This is a genomic window from Nocardioides sp. Z30_9 (assembly GCF_058215735.1).
The window spans coordinates 1,013,522-1,035,985 of the sequence record NZ_JBZAJF010000001.1; the positions used below are offsets into that span (position 1 = coordinate 1,013,522).

At 70.0% G+C, this 22,464-nt stretch carries 23 protein-coding genes and 1 tRNA gene; 5 read left to right on the forward strand and 19 right to left on the reverse strand.

Annotated features, from left to right (window positions below; genetic code table 11):
* Positions 1-20: 20 nt before the first annotated feature.
* Positions 21-1,766 carry a type I restriction-modification system subunit M gene (locus tag AC4BGB_RS05020; protein WP_490545287.1) on the reverse strand — a complete coding sequence of 582 codons (1,746 nt, stop codon included), beginning with the start codon at positions 1,764-1,766 and terminating at the stop codon, positions 21-23.
* A 218-nt stretch (positions 1,767-1,984) separates the two neighbouring features.
* On the opposite strand from AC4BGB_RS05020, the gene AC4BGB_RS05025 reads away from it, so the two are divergent.
* The 4 genes from AC4BGB_RS05025 to AC4BGB_RS05040 all read left to right on the forward strand — a co-directional run bounded on the left by AC4BGB_RS05025 (position 1,985) and on the right by AC4BGB_RS05040 (position 4,743).
* The gene (locus AC4BGB_RS05025; RefSeq protein WP_490545289.1) at positions 1,985-2,413 is read left to right on the forward strand and encodes a single-stranded DNA-binding protein; all 429 of its coding nucleotides are present in this window, start codon (positions 1,985-1,987) and stop codon (positions 2,411-2,413) included.
* Positions 2,414-2,425: 12 nt separating this feature from the next.
* Positions 2,426-3,004 carry a hypothetical protein gene (locus AC4BGB_RS05030; RefSeq protein ID WP_490545291.1) on the forward strand — a complete coding sequence of 193 codons (579 nt, stop codon included), beginning with the start codon at positions 2,426-2,428 and terminating at the stop codon, positions 3,002-3,004.
* 126 nt (positions 3,005-3,130) lie between these two features.
* Positions 3,131-3,427, forward strand: a complete 297-nt coding sequence (locus tag AC4BGB_RS05035) for a hypothetical protein (protein ID WP_490545292.1) — start codon at positions 3,131-3,133, stop codon at positions 3,425-3,427.
* Complete coding sequence (locus AC4BGB_RS05040) at positions 3,427-4,743, forward strand: hypothetical protein (protein WP_490545294.1); 1,317 nt, start codon at positions 3,427-3,429, stop codon at positions 4,741-4,743. The genes AC4BGB_RS05035 and AC4BGB_RS05040 overlap by 1 nt, the downstream gene beginning before the upstream one ends.
* A gap of 71 nt (positions 4,744-4,814) precedes the next feature.
* Here AC4BGB_RS05040 and AC4BGB_RS05045 read toward each other — a convergent pair whose 3' ends face one another.
* The 17 genes from AC4BGB_RS05045 to AC4BGB_RS05125 form a co-directional block, all read right to left on the reverse strand.
* Positions 4,815-6,098: a tyrosine-type recombinase/integrase gene (locus tag AC4BGB_RS05045; RefSeq protein WP_490545295.1), complete on the reverse strand. Its 1,284-nt coding sequence runs from the start codon at positions 6,096-6,098 to the stop codon at positions 4,815-4,817.
* Entirely contained in the window at positions 6,095-6,439 is a 345-nt protein-coding gene (locus AC4BGB_RS05050; RefSeq protein WP_490545297.1) for a helix-turn-helix transcriptional regulator, read from the reverse strand. The genes AC4BGB_RS05045 and AC4BGB_RS05050 overlap by 4 nt, the downstream gene beginning before the upstream one ends.
* A 53-nt stretch (positions 6,440-6,492) precedes the next feature.
* Positions 6,493-6,565 (reverse strand) — tRNA-Ala (locus AC4BGB_RS05055).
* A 55-nt stretch (positions 6,566-6,620) separates the two neighbouring features.
* The gene (locus AC4BGB_RS05060; RefSeq protein ID WP_490545299.1) at positions 6,621-7,289 is read right to left on the reverse strand and encodes a histidine phosphatase family protein; all 669 of its coding nucleotides are present in this window, start codon (positions 7,287-7,289) and stop codon (positions 6,621-6,623) included.
* The gene (gene rsfS / locus AC4BGB_RS05065; protein WP_490545300.1) at positions 7,279-7,659 is read right to left on the reverse strand and encodes a ribosome silencing factor; all 381 of its coding nucleotides are present in this window, start codon (positions 7,657-7,659) and stop codon (positions 7,279-7,281) included. The genes AC4BGB_RS05060 and rsfS overlap by 11 nt, the downstream gene beginning before the upstream one ends.
* The gene (nadD, locus tag AC4BGB_RS05070; protein WP_490545302.1) at positions 7,659-8,288 is read right to left on the reverse strand and encodes a nicotinate-nucleotide adenylyltransferase; all 630 of its coding nucleotides are present in this window, start codon (positions 8,286-8,288) and stop codon (positions 7,659-7,661) included. The genes rsfS and nadD overlap by 1 nt, the downstream gene beginning before the upstream one ends.
* 35 nt (positions 8,289-8,323) lie before the next feature.
* Entirely contained in the window at positions 8,324-8,467 is a 144-nt protein-coding gene (locus tag AC4BGB_RS05075) for a hypothetical protein (RefSeq protein WP_490545303.1), read from the reverse strand.
* A 118-nt stretch (positions 8,468-8,585) separates the two neighbouring features.
* The gene (locus tag AC4BGB_RS05080) at positions 8,586-9,044 is read right to left on the reverse strand and encodes a hypothetical protein (protein ID WP_490545305.1); all 459 of its coding nucleotides are present in this window, start codon (positions 9,042-9,044) and stop codon (positions 8,586-8,588) included.
* Positions 9,041-10,288 carry a glutamate-5-semialdehyde dehydrogenase gene (locus AC4BGB_RS05085; protein WP_490545308.1) on the reverse strand — a complete coding sequence of 416 codons (1,248 nt, stop codon included), beginning with the start codon at positions 10,286-10,288 and terminating at the stop codon, positions 9,041-9,043. Before AC4BGB_RS05085 ends, AC4BGB_RS05080 begins: the two co-directional genes overlap by 4 nt.
* A 33-nt stretch (positions 10,289-10,321) precedes the next feature.
* Positions 10,322-10,639, reverse strand: a complete 318-nt coding sequence (locus tag AC4BGB_RS05090) for a DUF8830 family protein (RefSeq protein ID WP_490545310.1) — start codon at positions 10,637-10,639, stop codon at positions 10,322-10,324.
* Between the two features lie 94 nt (positions 10,640-10,733).
* Positions 10,734-11,843: a glutamate 5-kinase gene (proB, locus tag AC4BGB_RS05095; protein WP_490545313.1), complete on the reverse strand. Its 1,110-nt coding sequence runs from the start codon at positions 11,841-11,843 to the stop codon at positions 10,734-10,736.
* Positions 11,840-13,354, reverse strand: coding sequence for a GTPase ObgE (gene obgE, locus AC4BGB_RS05100; protein WP_490545317.1), 1,515 nt, complete (start codon positions 13,352-13,354; stop codon positions 11,840-11,842). The genes proB and obgE overlap by 4 nt, the downstream gene beginning before the upstream one ends.
* A 146-nt stretch (positions 13,355-13,500) precedes the next feature.
* Positions 13,501-13,758 (reverse strand): 50S ribosomal protein L27, encoded by a 258-nt coding sequence (gene rpmA, locus AC4BGB_RS05105; RefSeq protein ID WP_490545319.1) that lies wholly within the window; start codon positions 13,756-13,758, stop codon positions 13,501-13,503.
* 35 nt (positions 13,759-13,793) lie between these two features.
* Positions 13,794-14,096 carry a 50S ribosomal protein L21 gene (gene rplU / locus AC4BGB_RS05110; RefSeq protein ID WP_490545321.1) on the reverse strand — a complete coding sequence of 101 codons (303 nt, stop codon included), beginning with the start codon at positions 14,094-14,096 and terminating at the stop codon, positions 13,794-13,796.
* 224 nt (positions 14,097-14,320) lie between these two features.
* Positions 14,321-17,845 carry an Rne/Rng family ribonuclease gene (locus AC4BGB_RS05115; protein WP_490545323.1) on the reverse strand — a complete coding sequence of 1,175 codons (3,525 nt, stop codon included), beginning with the start codon at positions 17,843-17,845 and terminating at the stop codon, positions 14,321-14,323.
* A gap of 200 nt (positions 17,846-18,045) precedes the next feature.
* Positions 18,046-18,789, reverse strand: a complete 744-nt coding sequence (locus AC4BGB_RS05120) for a TIGR03936 family radical SAM-associated protein (RefSeq protein ID WP_490545325.1) — start codon at positions 18,787-18,789, stop codon at positions 18,046-18,048.
* A 10-nt stretch (positions 18,790-18,799) separates the two neighbouring features.
* A complete protein-coding gene (locus AC4BGB_RS05125) occupies positions 18,800-19,972 on the reverse strand; it encodes a winged helix DNA-binding domain-containing protein (protein ID WP_490545327.1) in 1,173 nt (390 codons plus the stop codon).
* A 77-nt stretch (positions 19,973-20,049) separates the two neighbouring features.
* On the opposite strand from AC4BGB_RS05125, the gene AC4BGB_RS05130 reads away from it, so the two are divergent.
* On the forward strand, positions 20,050-21,261 hold the full coding sequence (locus AC4BGB_RS05130; protein ID WP_490545329.1) for an MFS transporter: 1,212 nt from the start codon (positions 20,050-20,052) through the stop codon (positions 21,259-21,261).
* A gap of 9 nt (positions 21,262-21,270) precedes the next feature.
* On the opposite strand, the gene AC4BGB_RS05135 is transcribed toward AC4BGB_RS05130, so the two are convergent.
* A complete protein-coding gene (locus AC4BGB_RS05135; protein ID WP_490545331.1) occupies positions 21,271-22,350 on the reverse strand; it encodes a ScyD/ScyE family protein in 1,080 nt (359 codons plus the stop codon).
* Positions 22,351-22,464 lie beyond the last annotated feature (114 nt).

Genomic DNA, 22,464 nt, shown 5'->3' on the forward strand with positions numbered 1-22,464 from the left:
CGTCGCGACCGAGGCGCTATTCACTGCTCGACCTCTCGCAAGAGCTCGAGGATCTTGGCGACCTGCTTCTCGAGGTCAGCGTCGATCTCGGCCAGAGGTCGAGGTGCGACGTACTTGTAGAAGTGGCGGGTGAACGGGATCTCGTAGCCGGTCTTGGTCTTGGTCCAGTCGATCGAGGCATCCTCGACGTGGGGCTTCACCTCGGTGTCGAAGTAGGCGTCGATCACCTCGGTCATGCCGGCCGCACCAGCGGTGGAGCCGCCGTAGGTGAAGGGCACGTTCTCGGTGTCGCGCTTCTTCGAGTCGGACTTGGGCTTGCCCTTGCGGTCGACGACCTCGTTCCCAAATTCGTCGAGGAGCGGGCGCTCGACGGTGATGGTCCAGTAGCCGAACTCGTCGTTGGAGAGAACCTTCGAGAAGTCCGGGTCGGCGTCGGTGAACTCGGCGTAAAGGCGGACGACCTGAGCGCGGTCGACGTCGCTGATCTCGCGGCCCTTGGAGCCGAGGTTCTTGCGCATCTTGGTCCAGAACGAGGTGCCGTCGATGAGTTGGACCACGCCCTTTCGCTCGGGATGCTTGGAGTTGTCCAGGATCCAGATGTAGGTGGCGATGCCGGTGTTGAAGAACATGTTGGTCGGCAGCGCGACGATGGCTTCGACCAAGTCGTTCTCCAGCAGCCACTGGCGGATGTTGGAGGGCCCGGATCCGGCTCCCCCGTTGAACAGCGGCGATCCGTTCATGACGATCCCGACCCGGCCGCCGCCGTCCTCGGGTGCCCTCATCTTGTGGGCCAGGTGGAGCAGGAAGAGCATCTGCCCGTCCGAGGTCGCCGGGAGCCCCGGGGCAAACCGGCCGTAGGGACCGGCTTCGTCGCGTTCCTTGGTGATCGCCTTGGCGTACTGCTTCCAGTCCACCCCATAAGGCGGGTTGGACATGCAGAAGTCGAACTGGCGACCCTTGAACGCATCGTCGGTCAGCGTGTTGCCGAAGGCGATGCTGGTCGCGTTGTGGCCCTTGGCCAGCAGGTCCGACTTGCAGATCGCGTAGGACTGCGGGTTGTACTCCTGGCCGTAGAGGCTGAGCCGCGCATCAGGATTCTGTGCGAGCAGGTGCTCCTCGGCCAGGGAGAGCATGCCGCCTGTGCCGGCGGTGGGGTCGTAGAGTGTGCGGACGATGCCGGCGCCGGTCAGGTCGGCGTCCTTCTCGGCGAAGAGCAGGTCGACCAGCAGCTTGATCGCGTCGCGCGGCGTGTAGTGGTCACCGGAGGTCTCGTTCGCGGCCTCGTTGAACTTGCGGATGATGTATTCGAAGGCATCGCCCATGTCGGAATTCGACACCTCGTCCGGGTGCAGGTCGATGGCGGCGAATGCCTTGACGACCTCGCGCAGAAGACCCGACTTCTCCAGGGCGAGGATCTCCTTCTTGAACTCGAAGTACTCGAACACGTCGACGTCTGCGGAGAACCGGTCGACGTAGTCGGTGAGGTTGTCAGCCAGCCCGTCTGCGTCGGCGAGAAGGTTGGCGAAGGAGTAGTTCGAGGTGTTGTAGAACGGTCGCCCGGTGGCCTTGGTGACCTCGACCTTGAGTCGGTTGGGGTTCTCGTACTTCGCGGCCAACTCACGCACCGTTGCGCGGTCCGGCTCGAGGATGCAGTCGAGCCGTCGCAGGATCGTGAGGGGGAGGATCACGGTGCCGTACTGGTTGGGCCGGTAAGGGCCGCGGAGCTGGTCGGCGATCGACCAGATGAAGCTACCGAGCGTACTCACAGAGTTCCTCACGACAGACGATGGGCGATCGGGGCTCAGTCTGCCGCAAGATGTCCAGCTCCGGCCGGGCCTCGATGAACATGGCGCGGGCACTACACCGCAGTCGCGCGCTACGGACCTCTGTGACCCCGCGTCGAACGACATCGAAGGTCGCGGCTGCGCACCTCCCTGCTGAGAGCGACCCCGTTCGAGGCGTCGCGCGACGGCAGGAGTCAGTGATGACGATTCCCACCCAGATGAGCCTGCATGGTTTCGTCGCTTCACCACCCCAGCTCACGTTCACCGACAAGGGCACCGCCAGGTGCTACGCCCGCGTCGGTGTCGAGCACTTCCGCAAGGAGCCGGACGCCACCTTCACGCGCCTGGACCCGACGTACCACGACATGGTCCTGTTCGGCGCCAGCGCCGAGCGGGCCTATGCCCGGTTCAAGGTCGGTGACCAGTTCGTCGCGTCCGGCTACACCCACCAGTACGACGTGGACAAGAACGGCGCGACCGAGTCACGCGAGGAGTTCGTCGCCCGCCGCATCGGTCACGACCTGGCTCGCACGAAGTACGCCGTGGACCGCACAGCGCCACGGCAACCCGACGCCCCCGGCCAACAGGTCACCGCTGGCGCGCGGGCGCCGCGGGCCGTCAGCATCTGATCGAGCAGGTCGATGACCGACTTCGACATCGCCCAGCCTTCCTTGCTGGGGCTTGAACGCGAGGGCGACGAGCTCCCGGAATTCGGCGGTCCCTTTGCGTCCTACGGATCTTCCGACCGGGAGGACGCTCCGCTGCACCCGATCAACTGGAACCTGCTCTCCGGCGACGAGGCCGAGGGTCAGTGGCTCGATCTGAACGCCTGGGTGAACTGGCTGCGCGCGACCTACGGGCTGCCGCCGACCGTGATCCCGCCCCTCTGGCACCGACACGACGAACTCGTCTGGGAGCTCTCGGCCCTGCACGAGCACTGGCTGAACTCCTACGACCCCGATGCCTCACCCTCAGGTCCGCTCGCGTGGCATCGCGACTTCGCTGACGCCCGGAACCGGCTCCGGGAGTGGGTCTCCACGTCGGGAACACGACTCGACCGGGATCGGGCCACCAGGCAGACCGCGTGGCCAGGCGAACGGACGGTCCAGCCCAGCCGCGAGGTCCTGATCGAGGACCGCGACGCCGACTTCGTGCAGTTCGTCCTCAACGACGTCGCAGCAAGACGCCGCATCGAGGAGCGCGTCCGCGCGGCCACCTAGGTCCCAGACCTCTCACTCCCCCGAGATGCCCACAGCCACGTCTGTTCCCCAGGCCCGAACACGCCACTGGCGGTAGCGGTGACAGAGCCGAGCCGTTTAGTCCGCTCCGAGCGAAGGAGACAGTCCATGTTGCTCGCCCACGCGCTCACCCTCGCCGAGGCCCGCTCCCATCTCGCTGCGCTGGCCGATCTCGCGCAGACCTTCGACGCGTCCGTGGAGTACGAACGAGTCCTGCTCCAGCTCGACTGGATGCACGGCGACCACATCCCCGGTATCAGCGCTGTTGGCCTCGATGAGCGCGACGTCTTGTTCTGCGTTGCCGAGTCCGCGATCGAGGACCTCGTCGAGCACGGCGTCGATGCTCTCCAGGTCGAGCTGGTCCTGGACATGCTCCTCGCCGCGCGCGAGCAGGACGTCCCCTGATGTACGGCGAGAACTCCAGCGAACTGCGCGCCGAGCTCGCCGTGCTACTGCGTCAGCACAGGATCCAGCAACGCCTCGGCGGCCGAGGGCTCCACACGGTGCCCGAGTCCACCACCGTGGAGGAGCGCACGAACCTCGGTGAGCAGATCGCCCGCTACCGTCAGTCGGTCCTGACCTGGTGTCTCCAGGCCGTGTGTGCCGCCAGCCCGCGGATCGACCTCGAGAAGATCAGCCCTCTCAGGCGCACTCCAGCTCAGGAGCTGCGATTCCGGCTGGAAGCGGCTACCGGGGAGTCCGCCCCGGGTCTCCCGCACCTGGAGGAGCTCGCCAGTGAGCAGGCCTTCCCGATGCTCGAGACCTGGCGACGAGCGGCCCGGGCCGCGGCGCTGGGTGAGCACGACTTCGACGCCGGCCTCGCGTACGGCCGGCTCTCCGACGCGCAATGCAAGACCATCCTCAAGGACGCAGCCGAAGTCGCCCGCGCCGTCGTTGGCCTCGACCGCCGCTACGCCAACATCCCAGGCTGGCGCCCCGTCAAGGACCAGAGTCGACTCAGACGAGCGGCGGAGAACTGCACAGCCTTCGCACGCCACGACGAACCCGACTACACGGTCGACTTGCGTGGGTGGCGCCCCGCCCCCGCGACCATCGACGGGCCCGCCCGGCCCGGGATCACTGGCCTGCTAGACGCCGAGCACAACATGCTCGTCCACCTCGGCACGTTCCCCGACCCCCGCAGCCTCCGAGTCGTCCTCGACTCCCAGCGCATCGTCTCGCACACAGCAGCGCTGCTTGTTGCAGTAAGCGACCCCGATCATGCTGCCCAATGGCGCGCCCGGGAGGCGACCTACACCCGGCTGATCCACCAGACGCGCGACCTGGGCGGCAAGCTCGGCGACGGCAGACTGTCTGCCGGGCAAGCATCTGTTGCGGCATCTCGTGTCCGACGACTCCATGCCTCGGAGCTTGCCGACCCCGCTGCGGTGCGCCAACTGGATCAGCTCTTCGCCCGGGTCGATGAACGAATTGTGCAGATCCTCGACCGCGGCGCCAGCGAGCGCCTCTACTTCCTCCGTGTTCCGTTTCCTCGAATCGACGAGGCCGCCGTCCGACTCGTCAAACCAGCCCGGGCGCGGTACATCCCCATCACCTCCCCCGTCGGGCCCGGACTCCTCGACATCGCCCCTCTGGACCGTCGAACTGAACCACCCAAGCCGAGGCCACCCACGGGAGCGGCGCAGAGCCGGGCCGAGCTCGAAGCGGCCATCCTCCACCGACCCGACAGCCGCGGCGATAACGGCGCGATCGGCATGTGACCGTTCGAAGTGCTGCTCGCGATCGACCTGATGTGCGCGTACGACGGATCCTGGGCGCGATGGGCCCCCAGTCATGCCACATCGATCGACCCTGTGTCCTCACGCGGGTCGATCTCTTCGAGCAGTCGGTCCTCCTCGTCGGTCTCGGGCTGCGCGAGGAGGCCTGGATCGGGGGCCACCGGCCGGAGCGCGGTTTCGAGCAGGTGCGCGGGAGCGAAGTCGACCGTGCGATCGGGCTCGATGTAGTGACCTTCGGTGATCGATGTCGAGGCGTGGCCCAGGTGGGTGGCAGCCACGTCCACACCAAGCCCGCGAGCCAGGACGGTGGCGCCTGTGCGTCGGTACCACCGTGGCGTGATCCCGGAGTCGCCGAGCCCGGCGAGGATCAGGAACTCCCGGAACGTGCGCCGGACGTTGTGCGTGCTGAGCGGGCCACCGCTGCGGTTGGCGAAGATGGTGCGCTCACTGTTCTGTGGGCCAAGGTTCGCGATCCGACGGCGCAGCACCTGGGCTGCGAAGGTCGGCACCGGGACCTGCCGCACCGAGGAGTCCGTCTTGGGGTGGTTCTGGCGGGAGGTGCCGTGGCCCTGCCGGTACACAACTGTGCCTTGGACATGCGCGACCATCCCGCGCCGGCCTTCGGCTATGTCGCACGGCCTCAGCGCCAGCGCCTCCCCGGGTCGCATCGAGGTGCCGAGCAGGACCTCGATGAGGTCGCGGACCTGCCCATCGGGTCTGGGGCCGCTCAGGCCCGGGTCAGTGCGCCACGCAGCAGCCGCGACCCGGATTGCCTGGACCTGCTCGAGGGTCAGTGCCTGGATCTGGTTCTTCGGTCTCACCAGCTGCGAAGTGCCCTCCACCGGGTTGCGCCCCATGGCGTCATGGCGCAGGGCGAAGGTGAACAGCTGGTTCAACACGGTGCGCGAGTGCTTGGCCCGTGAGTGGGACACCGCTCGCTCGGCCTTCAGGAACCACTCCACCCGCCCGGTGGTGATCTCCCCGAGGGTGAAGTGCTCGAAGAACGGTCGCACGTGCAGCCGCAGGTCGTCTCGGTAGTTGTCCTTAGTGTTCTCGGCGATGTCGCGCAGCTCCAGATCACCGAGCCACAGCTCGACCAGGTCACCGAACGGGCTGGACAGGCTCAGCAGCCCCCCGTTGCCGTAGCCGGGCCTGCTGAGCAGCCGCTCCTTGAGCAGCGCTTGGGCCGCTCGCCGAGACCTCGCCGTCGCGGTGACTTTCCGGAGCCGGCCGTCAGTGTCGCGGAAGCGAGTGATTGCGCGGTACCGGCCACCAAGGTCGACGAGACCGACCTGCCCGAAGGTCCCCACGCTCGTGCGCGGCCGCCCGGCGCTCACCCTTGCCCCTGGGATGGGTGTCGTGCGCTGTCGGAGGCCTCCAGGCGCTCCAGCCACGCGTCCACCTCGGACTGGCGAAACCTCAGCTCGCGGCCCACCCTGAACCCACGCGGTCCACGACCCTTGCTGCGCAGGTCGTAGAGCGTCTGCACCGTGACCGAGAGATGCGCGGCCAGCTCACTGAGCGTGAGAACCGGTTCGATGGCGACGTGGGTGCTGGTGGAGGTGTCCATGACACCCAGGTGCACGAGGCCACCCGAGGCACCTCCAGAACCAACGATGGGGTTCCACGACGCCACGCTCAGCGACGAATAAGTGTCCAATAAATGTCCAAAGGCCATGCCTTCACCCTCCTGAGAGGACTCCGACATAGCCTTTGACCTGGTGTTTCGGGTGGAGCTGAGGGGATTCGAACCCCTGACCCCTTGCATGCCATGCAAGTGCGCTACCAGCTGCGCCACAGCCCCCCATTGCCCTCGTCCGGGCAACGTCGGGAATCTTATCCAACGTCCTCCGGTGACGCTAATCGGGGGGTGGCTGCGTCGCCGTCCGGTTGTAGGAGGAGAGCCGGAGCCGCCCGGGACCGGTCTCCGCCAACGTCGCCCAGGCGCAGTTCTGCATCGCCTCCATGCCGTCGGCTGCCGACAGCGACCAGCCCAGGATGCCGGCGATCGCCACCCGCAGCGAGGCGCCGTGGGTCACCACGATCGCGGTCTGCTCCTCCCCCAAGGAGTCCAGGACCTCCTCGAACGCAGGGAGCACCCGGGCCGCGAGCTCCTCGGGGGACTCCGCTCCGGGCACCTCGACGTGCGCGTGCACGTCCCACCACCCCTCGAACTGCACGCCGATGCGCTCCCCGAACTCGGCGAGGGTCAGCCCGGCTCGCTCGCCGAGGTCGTACTCCCGCCACCGCGGGTCCTCAACGGCGGTGAGGCCGGTCTGCTTCTCCAGGAAGGCCGCGGTCTCGCGGGCCCGCGTGAGGTCGCTGGAGACGAGCAGGGTCGGTTCGATGTCGGCCAGGGCGAGCGCCATCGCCTCGGCCTGCTGCCGCCCGGTGTCGTCGAGGCCGACGTCCAGGTGGCCCTGGGCACGCCCCTCGGCGTTCCAGGCGGTCTGCCCGTGCCGGACGAGGATCACCCGGCGTCCGCGCCCGCCCGGGTCGAGCACCGGCGGCGACGCGTCAGCGGCCACGGCCGGAGGTCACGTCCTTGGGCAGTGCGATCACCGGGCAGTCGCGCCAGAGCCGCTCGAGGGCGTAGAACTCGCGCTCCTCGGTGTGCTGCACGTGCACCACGATCTCGGCGTAGTCGATCAGCACCCAGCGGCCGTCACGCTCACCCTCGCGGCGTACCGGCTTCGCGCCGTGCTCGCGGAGCTTGTCCTCGATCTCGTCGACGATGGACCGGACCTGCCGCTCGTTGCCACCCGAGGCGATCAGGAACGCGTCGGTGATCACCAGCTGGTCGCTGACGTCGAAGGCGAGGATGTTCTCGGCCAGCTTGTCCGAGGCCGCACGTGCGGCCGCGTGCACCAGCTCGACGGCGCGCTCTGTTGCGGTCATCAGGTCTGCACCTTCATGGAGTAGAGGTCGTGCTTGGCGATGTACTGGACCACGCCGTCGGGCACGAGGTACCAGACGGGCTCGCCCTTCGCGCGACGCTCGCGGCACTCGGAGGAGGAGATCGCCAGCGCGGGGATCTCCAGGATCGTGACCCGGTCCGCAGGGATCCCGTGCAGCGTGCTCGGCAGCATCTCGTAGCCCGGGCGGGTACAGCCCACGAACCGGGCCAGGCCGAACAGCTCCTCGGCGTCACGCCAGGTGAAGATCTCGGCGAGTGCGTCCGCACCGGTGATGAAGTACAGATCCGAGCCGGGCAGCGCCTCGGTGAGGTCGCGCAGCGTGTCGATCGTGTACGTCGGGCCACCGCGGTCGATGTCGACGCGGGAGACGGTGAACCGCGGGTTGGAGGCGGTCGCGATGACCGTCATCAGGTAGCGGTGCTCGGCCGTGGAGACCTCGCGGTCCGACTTCTGCCAGGGCTCCCCCGTCGGGACGAAGACGACCTCGTCGAGGTCGAACCACGCCTGCACCTCGCTCGCGGCCACGAGGTGGCCGTGGTGGATCGGATCGAAGGTGCCACCCATCACGCCGACACGGCGACGTGGCGGCGCGGGTGCGGGCTCGTCCACGATCGGGTCCGGCGAGACGGAGGAGGTGGCGGCGCTCAGGAGTGCTCGCGTCCCTTGCCGAAGGCCAGCAGCGCGAAGAGCATGGCCAGCAGGACCAGCAGGGCGCCGATACCGATGGCGAACGGCGCCAGTCCGGCGCCTTCCTCGGCTTGCAGCGGCAGCAGTAGGAGATTCAGCATGGGCACAGCCTAACGGCACCGGCTCCCCGTGGCGCCTGCGGCATCGCAGAGGCCGAGGGGCTGCTCGCGGAGCCGCTTGCGCGCCCGCGGCGCCGGTTCGAGGACGGGGGCCGGAGCCTCAGTTGAAGATGAGTCCCACGCCCACCAACCAGGCCCAGAAGAACAGCGTCCGGCCGGCCAGGCCGGCGAAGAAGAAGACCACCACGTTCATCCGCAACGTGCCGGCCACCATCGCCATCGCGAAGAACGGCGGGAAGCCCACGGCCGCGGAGACGAACGTCAGCAGGCCGCTCATCGCCGGGCGGCCCTGGACGTAGCTGCGCCACTTGTTGAAGCTGGCCTGCCGCTTGGGGGTGTCCATCCGCTTCTTCAGCCAGGGGATGTCCAGGGCTCCGAGGGACAGGTAGTACCAGACCAGCTTGCCGATGTTCTGTCCCAGCGAGCCGACGAAGGCCAGCGCCAGCGCGGAACGCTCCGGGTTGTTCGCGTACATCACCGAGATGTACGCCTCCATGTTGAAGATCGGGATGACTGCGGAGACGGCGCCGAACCCGAAGGTGAGCCAGATCAACCTCACCGGACGTGGCCGTCGCCCGTGACGACGTACTTGCTCGACGTCATCTCGGGCAGGCCCATCGGCCCACGCGCGTGCAGCTTCTGGGTGGAGATGCCGATCTCGGCGCCGAACCCGAACTCGCCACCGTCGGTGAACCGGGTGGAGGCGTTCACCAGCACCGCAGCGGAGTCCACGGCCGCGACGAAGCGCTGCGCGCTGGACTGCGAGTCGGTGACGATCGCCTCGGAGTGGCCCGAGGAGTGCTCGCGGATGTGCGCGATCGCGGCATCGAGCGAGGGTACGACGGCAGCCGAGATCTCCAGCGCGAGGTACTCGGTGCCCCAGTCCTCCTCGGTGGCGGGCACCACGTCCGCCTCCTCGGCGAACACGTCGTCGCCGTGCACGGTGACTCCGGCGTCCTGGAGCGCGCGCACGATCCGCGGTACGAACTCGGCGGCCACGTCCGCGTGCACCAGCAGCGACTCCGCGGCGTTGCACACCGAGGTGCGCTGGGTCTTGGCGTTCAGCACGATCCGCTCGGCCATGTCGAGGTCGGCGGCGGAGTCGACGTACACGTGGCAGTTGCCGACGCCGGTCTCGATCACCGGAACGGTGGACTCCTCGACCACCGAGGCGATCAGTCCGGCGCCGCCTCGCGGGATCAGCACGTCGACCAGGCCACGGGCGCGCATCAGCTCCTTGACCGACTCGTGCCCCTCCCCCGGGACGACCTGGACCACGTCCGGGGACAGCCCCGACTCCTGTGCCGCACGCCGCAGGGTGTCCACGATCGCGGCGTTGGACCGTGCCGCGCTGGAGGAGCCGCGCAGGAGCACGGCGTTGCCGCTCTTGAGGCAGATGCCGGCGGCGTCCGCGGTGACGTTGGGGCGAGCCTCGTAGATGATCCCGACGACCCCGAACGGCACCCTGACCTGGCGCAGCTGGAGGCCGTTGGCGAGGGTGGAGCCGCGCAGCACCTCACCGACGGGGTCGGGCAGCGCGGCCACGTCGCGCAGCCCCTGGGCCATCGCTGCCAGGCGGTCGGGATCGAGGCGGAGCCGGTCGAGAAGGTGCTCGGGGGTGCCCGACGCAGCCGCCGCCTCGAGGTCGGCGGCGTTGGCGGCCAGCAGTCTCTCGGCGTCGTCGAGCAACGCCACTGCCATCGCCTCGAGGGCGGCGTCCTTGGTGGCGCGGGTCGCCAGCGCGAGGTCGTTGGCGGCTGCCCGGGCACGCGTGGCGACGGTGGTGAACGCGGAAGTGGGCATGGTGCAAGGATATCGAGCAGTGACCGGTACGGGTCAGGCGCGTCGCCCCAGGGCGCTGCGCTTCTCGCGAACGTCCTTCTCCACGATCTCCAGGCCGACGATCTCCCAGTCCGGGAGCCGGGCCGAGTCACGATGGTCGGTCCACAGCCGCATCGCCAGCGAGGCGACGTCGAGCATGGTCTCGCCCTCGTCCCAGAACTGGATCTCGACCGAGTGCCCCGTGGACTGCACGGAGTCGAGGAACTGGTGCTCGTCGCTGAGTCGCTGCATCGCGCTCCGGACCAGGAGCGGTTCTGCGGGCGCGCCGGCAAGCGTCAGCGTCACGTGCCAGTGGCGTACGGCCTTGATCACTCAGCTCCCCCGCGAACCTGCCGTGCAGCTGCCCGGCACCTCAAGTGTCCACCACCTGGACAGCGCGTGGAGGGAAACCGGGAATTCGGCGCGCTCACAGCACGATCAGGTCGTCGCGGTGGACGACCTCACGCTCGTACGCCGCACCGAGCTCGCGTGCGAGGTCACGGGTGGAGCGACCCAGCAGCCCGGGAAGCTCCTTGGCGTCGTAGTTGACCAGCCCGCGGGCCACCACCCGGCCGCGCTCGTCGACGAGGTCGATCGGATCACCGGCCACGAACCCGCCCGCGACCCCGGTGATGCCCGCCGGCAGGAGCGAGGCCCGCCGCTCGGTGAGCGCACGGACGGCTCCCTCGTCGAGGACCACCCGTCCCTTGGCCTCGGTGGCGTGCGCCAGCCAGAGCAGCCGGCTCGGGCGCCGGCGCCCGGTGGGATGGAAGAAGGTGCCGGTGGTCTCGCCGGCCACGGCCTCGCGGGCGTGCGCCATGTCGGTGAGCACCACGGGGATGTCGGCGCCGGTGGCGATCCGGGCGGCCTCGAGCTTGGTGTTCATCCCGCCGGTCCCGACTCCGGAGCCCGCACGACCCACCCGGACGCCCTCGAGCTCGCTCCAGTCGGTGACCTCGTCGATACGGCGGCTGGTGGCCAGGGACGGGGGCGCGTCGTAGAGCCCGTCGACGTCGGAGAGCAGCACCAGCAGGTCGGCGTGGACGAGGTGGGCGGTGAGCGCCGCGAGCCGGTCGTTGTCGCCGAACCGGATCTCGGAGGTGGCCACGGTGTCGTTCTCGTTCACGATCGGGACGACACCGAGCTCGAGCAGCTTGTCGAAGGTGCGCTGGGCGTTGCGGTAGTGGCTGCGCCGGGTCACGTCGTCCAGGGTGAGCAGCACCTGGCCGGTGACCTGGCCGTGACGGGCGAACTCCACGGTGTAGTGGTGGACCAGGAGTCCCTGCCCCACCGACGCGGCCGCCTGCTGGCGAGCCAGGTCGCGTGGGCGTCGTTTGAAGGCCAAGGGCGACAGGCCGGCCGCGATGGCTCCCGAGGACACCAGGACCAGGTCGGCCCCACGCTCACGGACGCCGATCAGGCTGTCCACCAGGTGGCGGACCCGGGCGACGTCGATCCCGCCGGCAGCGGTGGTCAACGAGGACGACCCGACCTTCACCACGACCCTGGCCGCACTGGTCACGCGCTCACGCGTCACGCGTGACCCTCTTCCTCGTCCTCGCTCTCGCTCGTCGAGGACTGGTCGAGGCGTCGGGCGACGTCGGCACGGACCTCGGACTCACCGCGCTCGGGCATCAGCTCGTCGATCGCGCGACGTCGTCCGGCCGCCGGCCGGTCCTCGCGCAGGCGCTGGTCCTCGCCGCGGCGCCCGAGCATCTGCGCTCCGGCGTCGACGCTGGGCTTGAAGTCGAAGACCACCGCGTTGGCCGGGTCACCGATGAGCACCGCGTCGCCCTCGGCCGCTCCGAGCGCGATCAGCTTGTCCTCCACGCCGAGGCGGTTGAGGCGGTCGGCCAGGAAGCCCACCGCCTCCTCGTTGCCGAAGTCGGTCTGGCGGATCCAGCGCTCGGGCTTCTCGCCGCGGACCCGCCAGCCGTCGGCGCCGTCCTCGGTCTTGACCGGCTTGACGGTGAACTCGGTGGCTCCGGTGACCGACTTGGGCCGGATCACGATCCGGGTAGTCTCCTTGACCGGCTCCTCGGCACGACGCGCTGCCACGACGCCGGCCATCGCGAACATCAGCTCGCGCAGGCCCTCGTGGCTCGACGCGCTCACCGCGAAGACCTGCCACCCCAGTGCGCGGACGTCGTCGGCGACCATCTCGGCCATGTCGCGACCGTCGGGGACGTCGACCTTGTTCAGCGCGACCAGGCGGGGACGGTCCTCGAGACCGCCGTACCGCTGGAGCTCCTGCTCGATGACCTGGACGTCGCCCAAGGGGTTTCGGCCCGGCTCCATCGTGGCCAGGTCGACCACGTGCACGATCGCGGCGCAGCGCTCGATGTGCCGCAGGAAGTCGTGTCCCAGGCCGCGGCCCTCGCTGGCGCCCTCGATCAGCCCGGGTACGTCGGCCACGGTGAACGTGGTGTCACCGGCCTTGACCACGCCCAGGTTGGGGACCAGCGTGGTGAACGGGTAGTCCGCGATCTTGGGACGGGCTCGAGACAGCGCGGCGATCAGGCTCGACTTGCCGGCGCTGGGGAACCCGACCAGGCCCACGTCCGCGACGACCTTGAGCTCGAACCGGACGACGAGCTCCTGGCCCGGCTCCCCGAGCAGGGCGAACCCGGGTGCCTTGCGCTTGGCCGAGGCGAGCGCGGCGTTGCCCAGTCCGCCGCGACCACCCTCGGCGATCACCATCTCGGTGCCGGGCCCGACCAGGTCGGCCAGGACGGTACCGGACTCGTCGGTGACCACGGTGCCGTCGGGGACGGGCAGGACCAGGTCCTCGCCGTGGTGGCCGTTGCGGTGCCCGCCGGCGCCGTGACCGCCGTGCTGGGCGACGCGCTTGGCGCTGTGGTGGTAGTCGATCAGCGTGGTGACGTCGGGGTCGACCCGCAGGATCACCGAGCCGCCCGGCCCGCCGTTCCCGCCGTCGGGACCACCCAGCGGCTTGAACTTCTCCCGGTGGACGGAGGCCACTCCGTTTCCTCCGCGCCCCGCGACGATGTGCAGCGTCACGCGGTCGATGAACGTCGGCACTGCCATCGTCGGCTCCTCTCGATACAGGTGGATCAGGGGTCGGTGAAAAGACACAAGGACGCTCCCGATGGTCTCAGGAACGCCCTCGTGGGTGGATCGGTGTCGCGGTGCTCGTCGCGAGGTGAGCGCTCAGCGCCCTCCCCGCGCGAGCGTCACTCCCCTGCGGGGGCGATGTTCACGACGCGGCGGCCGCGCTTGGTGCCGAACTCGACAGCACCCGCGACCAGCGCGAACAGCGTGTCGTCGCCGCCGCGGCCGACGCCGGAGCCGGGGTGGAAGTGCGTGCCGCGCTGGCGCACGATGATCTCGCCGGCGTTGACGAGCTGACCGCCGTAGCGCTTGACACCGAGACGCTGGGAGTTGGAGTCGCGACCGTTCTTGGTCGACGCTGCACCCTTTTTGTGAGCCATGTGTTCTGTCCTTTAGCTGATGGGCGATGCGGGAGTCAGACGCTGATGTCGGTGACCTTGACCTGGGTGTACTTCTGGCGGTGCCCCTGGCGCTTCTTGTAGCCGGTCTTGTTCTTGAACTTCTGGATCACGATCTTGGGACCCTTGGCGGCGCCGAGGACCTCGACGGTCACGCCGGCCTTGTCCAGCCCGGTGGCGGTGACCTGGTCCCCGTCCACGACCATGACCACGGGAAGCGTCAGCGACTCGCCCACACCGGTGTCGATCTTGTCGATCTCGATGACATCGCCCACAGCAACCTTCTGCTGCTTGCTGCCAGCGCGCACAACTGCGTACACGGCGTTCTCACTTTCCTCGGGTCTTCAACGTCTGGAAAAAATCCTGGTCTGCCTCCGCGCACGAGCCACCCGGGTCTAGCCGGGGGCGCGATCCGCGCAGAGGGTTGGGGTGCGCACGAGCACACCGAGGGTCAACATTACGGGCTCGCTGGCCGCACGGTCAAAACGGGCCCGCCAGATCGGCTGGTCCACGCTCTCTCCCCGCGGTTGGCGGCTCGATCACCTCAGCGTTTGCGCGATCCCTTGCGCTTGATCGGCACGTGCGAGAGCGAGATCCCGGTGCCGGACTCCCCCTCGTCGCCCTCGTGCTCGCCGTTCTCCGCCTCGCCCTGGTGTCCATCGTCACCCTGGTGACCCTGGTCACTGCCGGCGTGCGGCGCCGCCGGAGCCGGCTCCTGACCGGCACCGGGCCCGGGGGTGGTCTCACCCACGGGGCTGGGCGGGCCGGCGGGACGACGTGCCGTACGACGGCGCGTGCTCGTCACCACCCGGACCGCGGGCGTCGGTGCTGTCTCGGCAGCCGGTTCGGCAGCCTCCTCGGCGACCGGCTCCGCCACCTTGTCAGCGGCCTTCTCGACGACCGGCTCGGTCACCTTCTCGGGGGCCGGCTCGGTCACGTTCTCGGCGACCGGCTCGGTCACCTTCTCAGGTGCCGCGGGCGTCGCCGGTGCCTGCTTCTCGCGCTTCTGGGGCTGCTCCACGGCGGGGGCGGCGTGCGAGTCGGCGTCCGTGTCGACCTTGGCGTCCGTGTCGACCTTGGCGGGCGCTACCGGGGCGTCCGCGGAGGACCCGTCGGCAGTGCTCGACGCTGGGCTCGGCTCTGGGCTCGACTCCGGGCCCGACTCCGTCTTCTCCGGGGGCCGCGACCGCGCGAGGTCCGCGGGCGTCGGGGTGACGGGGATGGCGGGGGTGCCGCCACCGTTCTCACTGCCCTTGCCCGAGCCGTTGCCGGACCCGTTGCCACCGGCCCCGCTGTTCCCACCCGAGCCGGAGTCGCCGCGTCCGCGGTTGCGGCCACCTCGGCCACGCCCACGACCACGCTCGTCGTCGTCGGCGCGCGGGCCGGAGGCGACCGGGTGGTCGTGCAGCACCAGGCCGCGGCCCTTGCAGTGCTCGCACTCGGTGCTGAACGCCTCGACCAGGCCGGTACCGATCCGCTTGCGCGTCATCTGCACGAGCCCCAGCGAGGTCACCTCGGCCACCTGGTGCCGGGTCCGGTCACGACCCAGGCACTCGACCAGCCGGCGCAGGACCAGGTCACGGTTGGACTCCAGGACCATGTCGATGAAGTCGATGACGATGATGCCGCCGATGTCGCGCAGCCGGAGCTGGCGGACCATCTCCTCGGCTGCCTCGAGGTTGTTCTTGGTGACCGTCTCCTCGAGGTTCCCGCCCGAACCGGTGAACTTGCCGGTGTTCACGTCGACGACCGTCATCGCCTCGGTGCGGTCGATCACCAGCGAACCGCCGGAGGGCAGCCAGACCTTGCGGTCCAGGCCCTTGGCGATCTGCTCGTCGACCCGGTAGGCCGAGAACAGGTCGGACTGCTTCTCCGAGGCGTCCGCCGGCGGCTCGAAGCGCTCGAGCCGGTCCTGCAGGTCCGGGGCCACGTGCGAGACGTAGTTGCTGACCAGGTCCCAGGCGTCGTCGCCCTGGACGACCAGCTTGGTGAAGTCCTCGGTGAACAGGTCGCGGACGACCTTGAGGGTGAGGTCGGGCTCGCCGTACAGCAGCTGCGGCGACTTCCCGGCCTTGACCTTCTCCTCGATGTCGGCCCAGCGAGCGGTGAGCCGCTCCACGTCGAGGGTGAGCTCCTCCTCCGAGGCGCCCTCCGCGGCGGTGCGGACGATGACGCCCGCGCTGTTGGGCACGATCTCCTTGAGCAGCGACTTGAGCCGGTTGCGCTCGGTGTCGGGGAGCTTGCGGGAGATCCCGGAGGTGTTGCCGTCCGGGACGTAGACCAGGAAGCGGCCGGGAAGGCTGACCTGGCCGGTGAGCCGGGCGCCCTTGTGCCCGACCGGGTCCTTGCTGACCTGGACGAGGATCGTCTGCCCGGAGGAGAGCACCGACTCGATCTTGCGCTGCTGGCCGTCCTTGTGACCGACCGCCGACCAGTTGACCTCGCCGGCGTAGAGCACCGCGTTGCGGCCCTGGCCGATGTCGACGAACGCCGCCTCCATCGAGGGCAGCACGTTCTGCACGCGGCCGAGGTAGACGTTGCCGATCAGCGAGGTCTGCGACTCGCGGGCGACGTAGTGCTCGACGAGCACCTTGTCCTCGAGCACGCCGATCTGGGTCAGGTCGTCCTTCTGCCGGATCACCATCACCCGGTCCACGGCCTCGCGCCGGGCGAGGAACTCGGCCTCGCTGACGATCGGGGCACGTCGGCGCCCGGCCTCGCGGCCCTCGCGGCGGCGCTGCTTCTTGGCCTCGAGACGGGTGGAGCCGCCGATGCTGGTGATCTCGTCCTCGGGGTTGCGCTGCTTGCGCGCCCTCGGGGAAGTGTTCTCGGTGTCCTCCGAGCCGTCCCCGTCCTCGCCGGTACGGCGGCGACGACGACGACGACGCGAGCCGTTGCCCGACTCGGAGTCGGAGTCCGAGTCCGAGTCCCCGGCGTCGCCGGAGGAGTCGGAGGAGTCGGAGTCGGAGTCGTCGGACTGGTCCTCGCCGTTCTCGGCGTTGTCCCCGTCGGACGGCTTGCGACGGCGACGGCCGCCACGGCGGCGACGACGACGTGCGCCGCCCTCGCCGTCACCCGAGTCGTCGTCGCGCTCGTCCTGGTCGTCCTGGCCCGACTCGCCGTTCTGGTCGGACTTGCCCTTCTGGTCACCCTGGTCGGCCTGGTCGCCCTCGTCGGACTGGTCCCTCTGGTCGCCCTGGCTCTCGGCGCCCTCGGCGCTCGCAGCGCCCTGTCCGGCCCGGCCTCGGTTGCCGCCCTGGCCGCGGCCGCGGCCGCGGCCACGTCCCCGGCCCTGACCCTCGTCGGAGTCCTTGGCCGACTCATCACCGGTCGACTCGGCCGCGGTCGCGGCCGGGTCGACGGTGTCGGTGTCGTCGGCGGACTGCGCGCCGGTCTCGTCCTCGGTGGTCCCGGGACTGGTCTCCTCGGCGGTGGTCTCCTGCGCAGGGCGCGCGGCGGAGACCTTCCGGGTGGTGCGCTTGCGGGCCGGCGCGGTCGTGGGCTCCGGAGCCTTGAACAGCACCGGGGCCACCGCGGGGGCAGCCTGGTTCGTCTCGGCCGCGTCGGAGCTGGTGTCCTGGTCGGCTGCCGCAGCGACCGGGGCGTCCGTCGTCTCGGGCGCGCCCTCGTCCACCGGTGCGGATCGCTTGGCGGCCGCCCGCTTCCGCGGGGCCGCAGCCTTCTTCTTCGGCTTCTCGGCCGGCGCCTCGATCGGCGCGTCCACCGCCACGTCGGCGGTCTCGTCGGCCGCACCGGTGTCGGCCTGCTCCGGGGTGTCCTGCGCGACGGCCTTGGCGGGCTTCTTGGCGGCCGCCTTCTTCGCGGTCGCCTTCTTTGCCGGCGCCCTCGTGGTCCGCTTGGCAGCGGCCTTCTTCGCCGGGGCCTCCGGCTGCGTCTCGGCAGGAGCCTCCGGCTGCGTCTCGGCCGGGGTCTCCCCCTGGCCGCCGGAGTCGGCGGTGCCGGTCACCTCGGGCGTGTCGTGCGCCTCAGCGGCCGGACCGGGGTCCTGGACCGGCATCCCGGCTGGTGCCGATTCGCCGGAGGGGGTGGTGTTCTCGTTGTCGAGCACTGGTGAGCTCCTCGTGCACGTTGCTGTGGGCTCCCACCCTGGCAACGGTGCTGGTCGGGGGTACGCCGCGACGAGCTTCTCGCTGCGGTGTACTCCAAAGCCTTCGGTCGGCGGCGACCCCTCCGCGCCATCGCGTCGCTGGGCTGCCCTGAGCCACCAACCGCGGTCGCAGGGCCGTCACGTCTGTGAAGCTGTCACCTTCACTGACCAGCCGCGTCGCGGTCGGGTGTCAATGGATCACCCACCGTGCCGTCCTCATGATCGACCGGCCCCTGCGCCAACCGCTGCTGGAGGGCCGCGGTGACACGAAGACCGGACGTCTCACGAAGAGCGGCGAGAACGTCGTCGGGTCTCACGGACGGCGAGCCGTGACGCAAGACCACGTCGAGTATCGCACACGACCGCTCTGCCGAGACCTCATCTGAGACCGACAGCGACAGGATCGCCTCGCGCGCGTCGAAGCTGCGCAGGCCTTTCTTGGTCATCCGCTCCACGATCACCTCGTCGGTGGCCAGCAGCGCCTCGACCGCTGCACGCGCCTCCTCCACGGGCGTGTCGAGCAGCGAGAGCCGCCACCAGGAGCCCTCGAGGAGGTCCGCCAGCGAGCCCCCGGCACTGGGCACGACCTCGAGCACGTCGAGCCCGTCGGGCAGCGCCTCGTCGATGTCGGCGTGGGCCCGGGCCGGGTCGACCACCTCGGCGAGCGCGATCTCGACGTACTCGGCCTCGCTGGCCGAGCCCATCGGCGCCGCACCCATGTAGGAGATGCGCGGGTGCGGGTTGAAGCCCGACGAGTACGCCATCGGCACCCGGGCACGGAAGACGGCACGCTCGAAGGCGCGGCTGAAGTCGCGGTGGCTGGTGAAGCGCAGGCGTCCGCGCTTGGCGTAGTGGATCCTCAGCCGCTGCACCGGAGGGGCCTGTTGCTCTGGCTGTTCACGCACACGCAGAACCCTACGTGGCCGCCGCGGACCTCATCAGCGCGGACGGGTAGACGGTGCCGACGCGCTGGCCCTCCAGCCACCGGGTCAGCCGCTCCGCCTCCGCTTCGAGGGCGCGCACGCCCTCGGAGCCGACGTCGTGGGGCAGCAGGACGGAGACCACCCCGTCGGGGTCCTGCACCCAGCAGCCGACGATGCGGCCGTTCCACCAGGCGGTCGTGCCCGCGTTGCCGTTCGTGTCGAAGAGGTGCTCCACGTCGGCGTCGTCGAGGTAGAAGCCACGCCGCCTCCACCCCATCGTCGTCGGGTCCAGCACCGGCAGCAGGGCCGCCCACGGCTCCTGCGGCGCGACGTCGTCCAGGTCGTCGGGCAGCAGGTAGCCCACCCCCTCGACGAGCGAGACCTCCACGGCGCCGAGGTCGGCGAGCGCCCGGCGTACGGCGCCCTTGGTCGCACCCAGCCACCAGACCAGGTCCGCCTCGGTCCCGGGCCCGAACGTGCGCAGCCAGCGCTCGACCAGGACGCGATACCCCGCCGCCGGGTCCAGGCGCTGCGGCGGCTCGCCCAGCCACTGCTCGGTGAGCGACCAGCGCGGCCGGTTGACGTTCCAGCCTGCCTCGTTGACTCCTCGCAGGATCCGGCCGCTGGCGGCGACCGCGCCCAGCAGCCTCGGGGCGATCGGGAAGTGACCGCCGTACTTCTTGCCGGGGCTCGTCTCCAGCCGCAGCGAGAGGGGTGGCAGGCGCTCACGCAGCTCGGCGGTCGTGGCCGGTCCGTGCTCCGCGAGGCAGGTGAGCACCTCCTCGATCCGTAGCGCCACCCAGGCAGCGCCATCGGGTGCGATGTCGTTCTGCTCCACCTCCTTGGCCAGCCGGGCGAGGATCTGGGAGCAAACCCGGTCGGCGGCACTCCCCCAGACCGCAGGCAGCAGGGCACGGGGGAAGGCGAACAGGGTGCGCCGCATCCCGAGCTGCTTGACCACCGTGCGGTCCTCGTAGAGGGCACGGTCGATGTCGGCCCGGGTCGTCTCGGCCCGGGCGAAGGCGGAGAGGTAGACGCTGGCCGGCTCGGTGGCATGCAGGCAGGTCATCTGCTCCACCGCCTGCTCGACCGAGGTGGCCCGTCGGGCGAGGCCGTGCCGGGTCCCCAGCCGGGCGCGCCGCTGGTCGTCGGTGACTTCGAGCATGGGGCCGATCCTGCCAGTCGCCCCGCCCGGGCGAGGCCCGTGCGCCCGGCGAGGGAGCGCTGGGGCACGATGACGACGTGAGCCTCACCTCTCGCGGCAAGGCGCAGTCGGCGCTCGTGGTCATCGGCGTCGTCGCCCTCGCGTTCAACCTGCGCCCAGCGGCGGTCAGCGTGGGGCCGATCCTCGGCGAGATCAGCGCCGGCCTGCGGATGTCGGCGACCCAGACCGGGTTGCTCACCTCGTTGCCGGTCCTCGCCTTCGCGATCTTCGGTGCACTGGCTCCCCGCGGCGCCAGGCTGATCGGGGTGCACCGGCTCACCCTGGTGGCGCTGCTGTGCCTCGTCGGCGGCCTGCTCGGCCGGGCCACGGTGTCCTCGCCGTGGCCGTTCCTGGCCCTCTCGCTGCTCGCCCTGGCCGGGATGGCCGCGGCCAACGTGCTGCTGCCGTCCCTGGTCAAGCTGCACTTCCCCCACCGGATCGGGCTGTTCACCTCGATCTACTCGACCGCGCTCGCGATCGGCCTCACCGCCGCCTCCGTGCTCACGGTCCCGGCCAGCGAGGCCGGGGACGGCTGGCGCACGGGGCTGCTGGTGTGGTCGCTGACCGCCGCGATCGCCGTACTCCCCTGGCTCGCGCTGATCGCCCACGACCGCAAGCCGGAGGAGGTCCCCAGCCGGATCGGGCTCCTGGACGTGGCCAGGACGCGCCTGGGCTGGCTGATGGCGATCTTCTTCGGCCTGCAGTCACTGCAGGCCTACTCGATCTTCGGCTGGTTCGCGGAGCTCTACCGCGACGCCGGCTTCTCGGCCCACGACGCGGGACTGCTGCTCGGCGTGATCACCGGGGTGAGCATCCCGCTGTCGTTCATCATCCCGACGCTGGTGGCCCGTTCCTACAACCAGACCGCGCTCATCTGCGCGGTGATGGTCTGCTTCCCGGTCGGCTACCTGGGCCTGGTATTCGCACCGCACGCCGGAGCGGTGCTGTGGGCGGTTCTCGTGGGGGTCGGCACCACCACGTTCCCGTTGATCCTCACCCTGATCGGCCTGCGGGCACGAACGCCCGGCGGCACGGCGGCGCTCTCGGGCTTCACCCAGGCTGCCGGCTACCTGATCGCCGCCGCGGGGCCCTTGGCCGTCGGGGTGCTGCACGACGCCTCCGGCGGCTGGACCGTGCCGCTGATCGTGCTGCTGGCGCTCAACATCCCCCAGCTGGGGGTGGCCCTGGCCGTGTCGCGTCCGGCGTACGTCGAGGACGAGCTCGACGCAGCCGGACGCGACCGCGTGTGAGTCAGCCGGTCAGCGCGGAAGCCGGACGACCTTGCCCGGTGCCGACGGGCCCGATCCCATGGCGCCGATGTAGAGGTGCTTGCGCGTGGCCTCCACCGAGACGGCCCCGGGAACGGTGTACCTGGTGAAGCGGCCGCCCTTGCCCAGCTTGGTGACCTTGCCGCTGAACAGCTCGGTCACGTAGAAGCGCCCACGGACCGAGGCGAGGTTGGTCGCCCCCAGGAACCCGGTCGCCATCTTGGTGACCGAGCCGCCCTTGATCCGGTAGAGCGATCCCCGAGCGCCGAGTGCCGGGCTCTCCGGACCACCGGGCAGGGTGGTCACCCACAGCGCCTTGCCGACCCGCTCCACGTCGGTGGGGACCGACTCGAACGCGTAGGTCACCCCGGCACAAGCGGGCGCACCGAGGGCGCCGGCCTGGGCAGCCGTGAGGGTGATCGGCTGCGGCGGCAGCACCGCGATCGTGGAGATGCGTCCCTTGGCCCCCACCCGCAGGATGGCGTTGCCACCGGACTCGGCCACGGCGAACGCGCCGCCGGGCAGCGCCGCCAGCTGGTAGGGGTGCGCGTCCTTGATGCCGGTGTACGTCGCCGGCCCACCGCTCAGGGACTCGACCTGGGTCCGGCACGCGGCACTGGCAGCGCCCCGGACCCCGTAGGTCACGGACTTGTCGGGGTTCACGTTCAGCTCGTAGCGGCCGACCTCTGCCACGACGGGAGCCTTGCCACGACGGAACAGGCTCACGCGCGCCGTGGGCGTCGCCGGGCCACCGCCGCCGTGCGCGACGGCCATCACCTTGCGGTTCTTCGAGAACTCCACCCCCGAGACGTTGGGCACGTTGCGCACCGGCTTGGGACCTCGCTTGGTGACCTTCATGATCTTGCCGGCCATGCCGTCGGCGTAGAACACCGTCTTCCCGCGGCGGGCGATCTGGAACGGGGCTCCCACGCCGGAGGCCAGGACCCGCTGGCCGGGGGCGTTGTCAGCAGGACGTGCGGCCGGGGTGGCCACCGCCATGGTGCCGGCGGTCGCTGCGAGAGCGCTTCCGGCGGCAGTGAGGATGAACAGGGTTCGGTTGAGCGTGTGCACGAGCAGACTCCCTATCGAGGCGCCGGACCGGCGGACGCACGGCCCGATTGACGGCCAGGGGGGAAACGCCGGTGGAGCAGACGCTACTGATAACGGACTCGCCCGGACTCTACG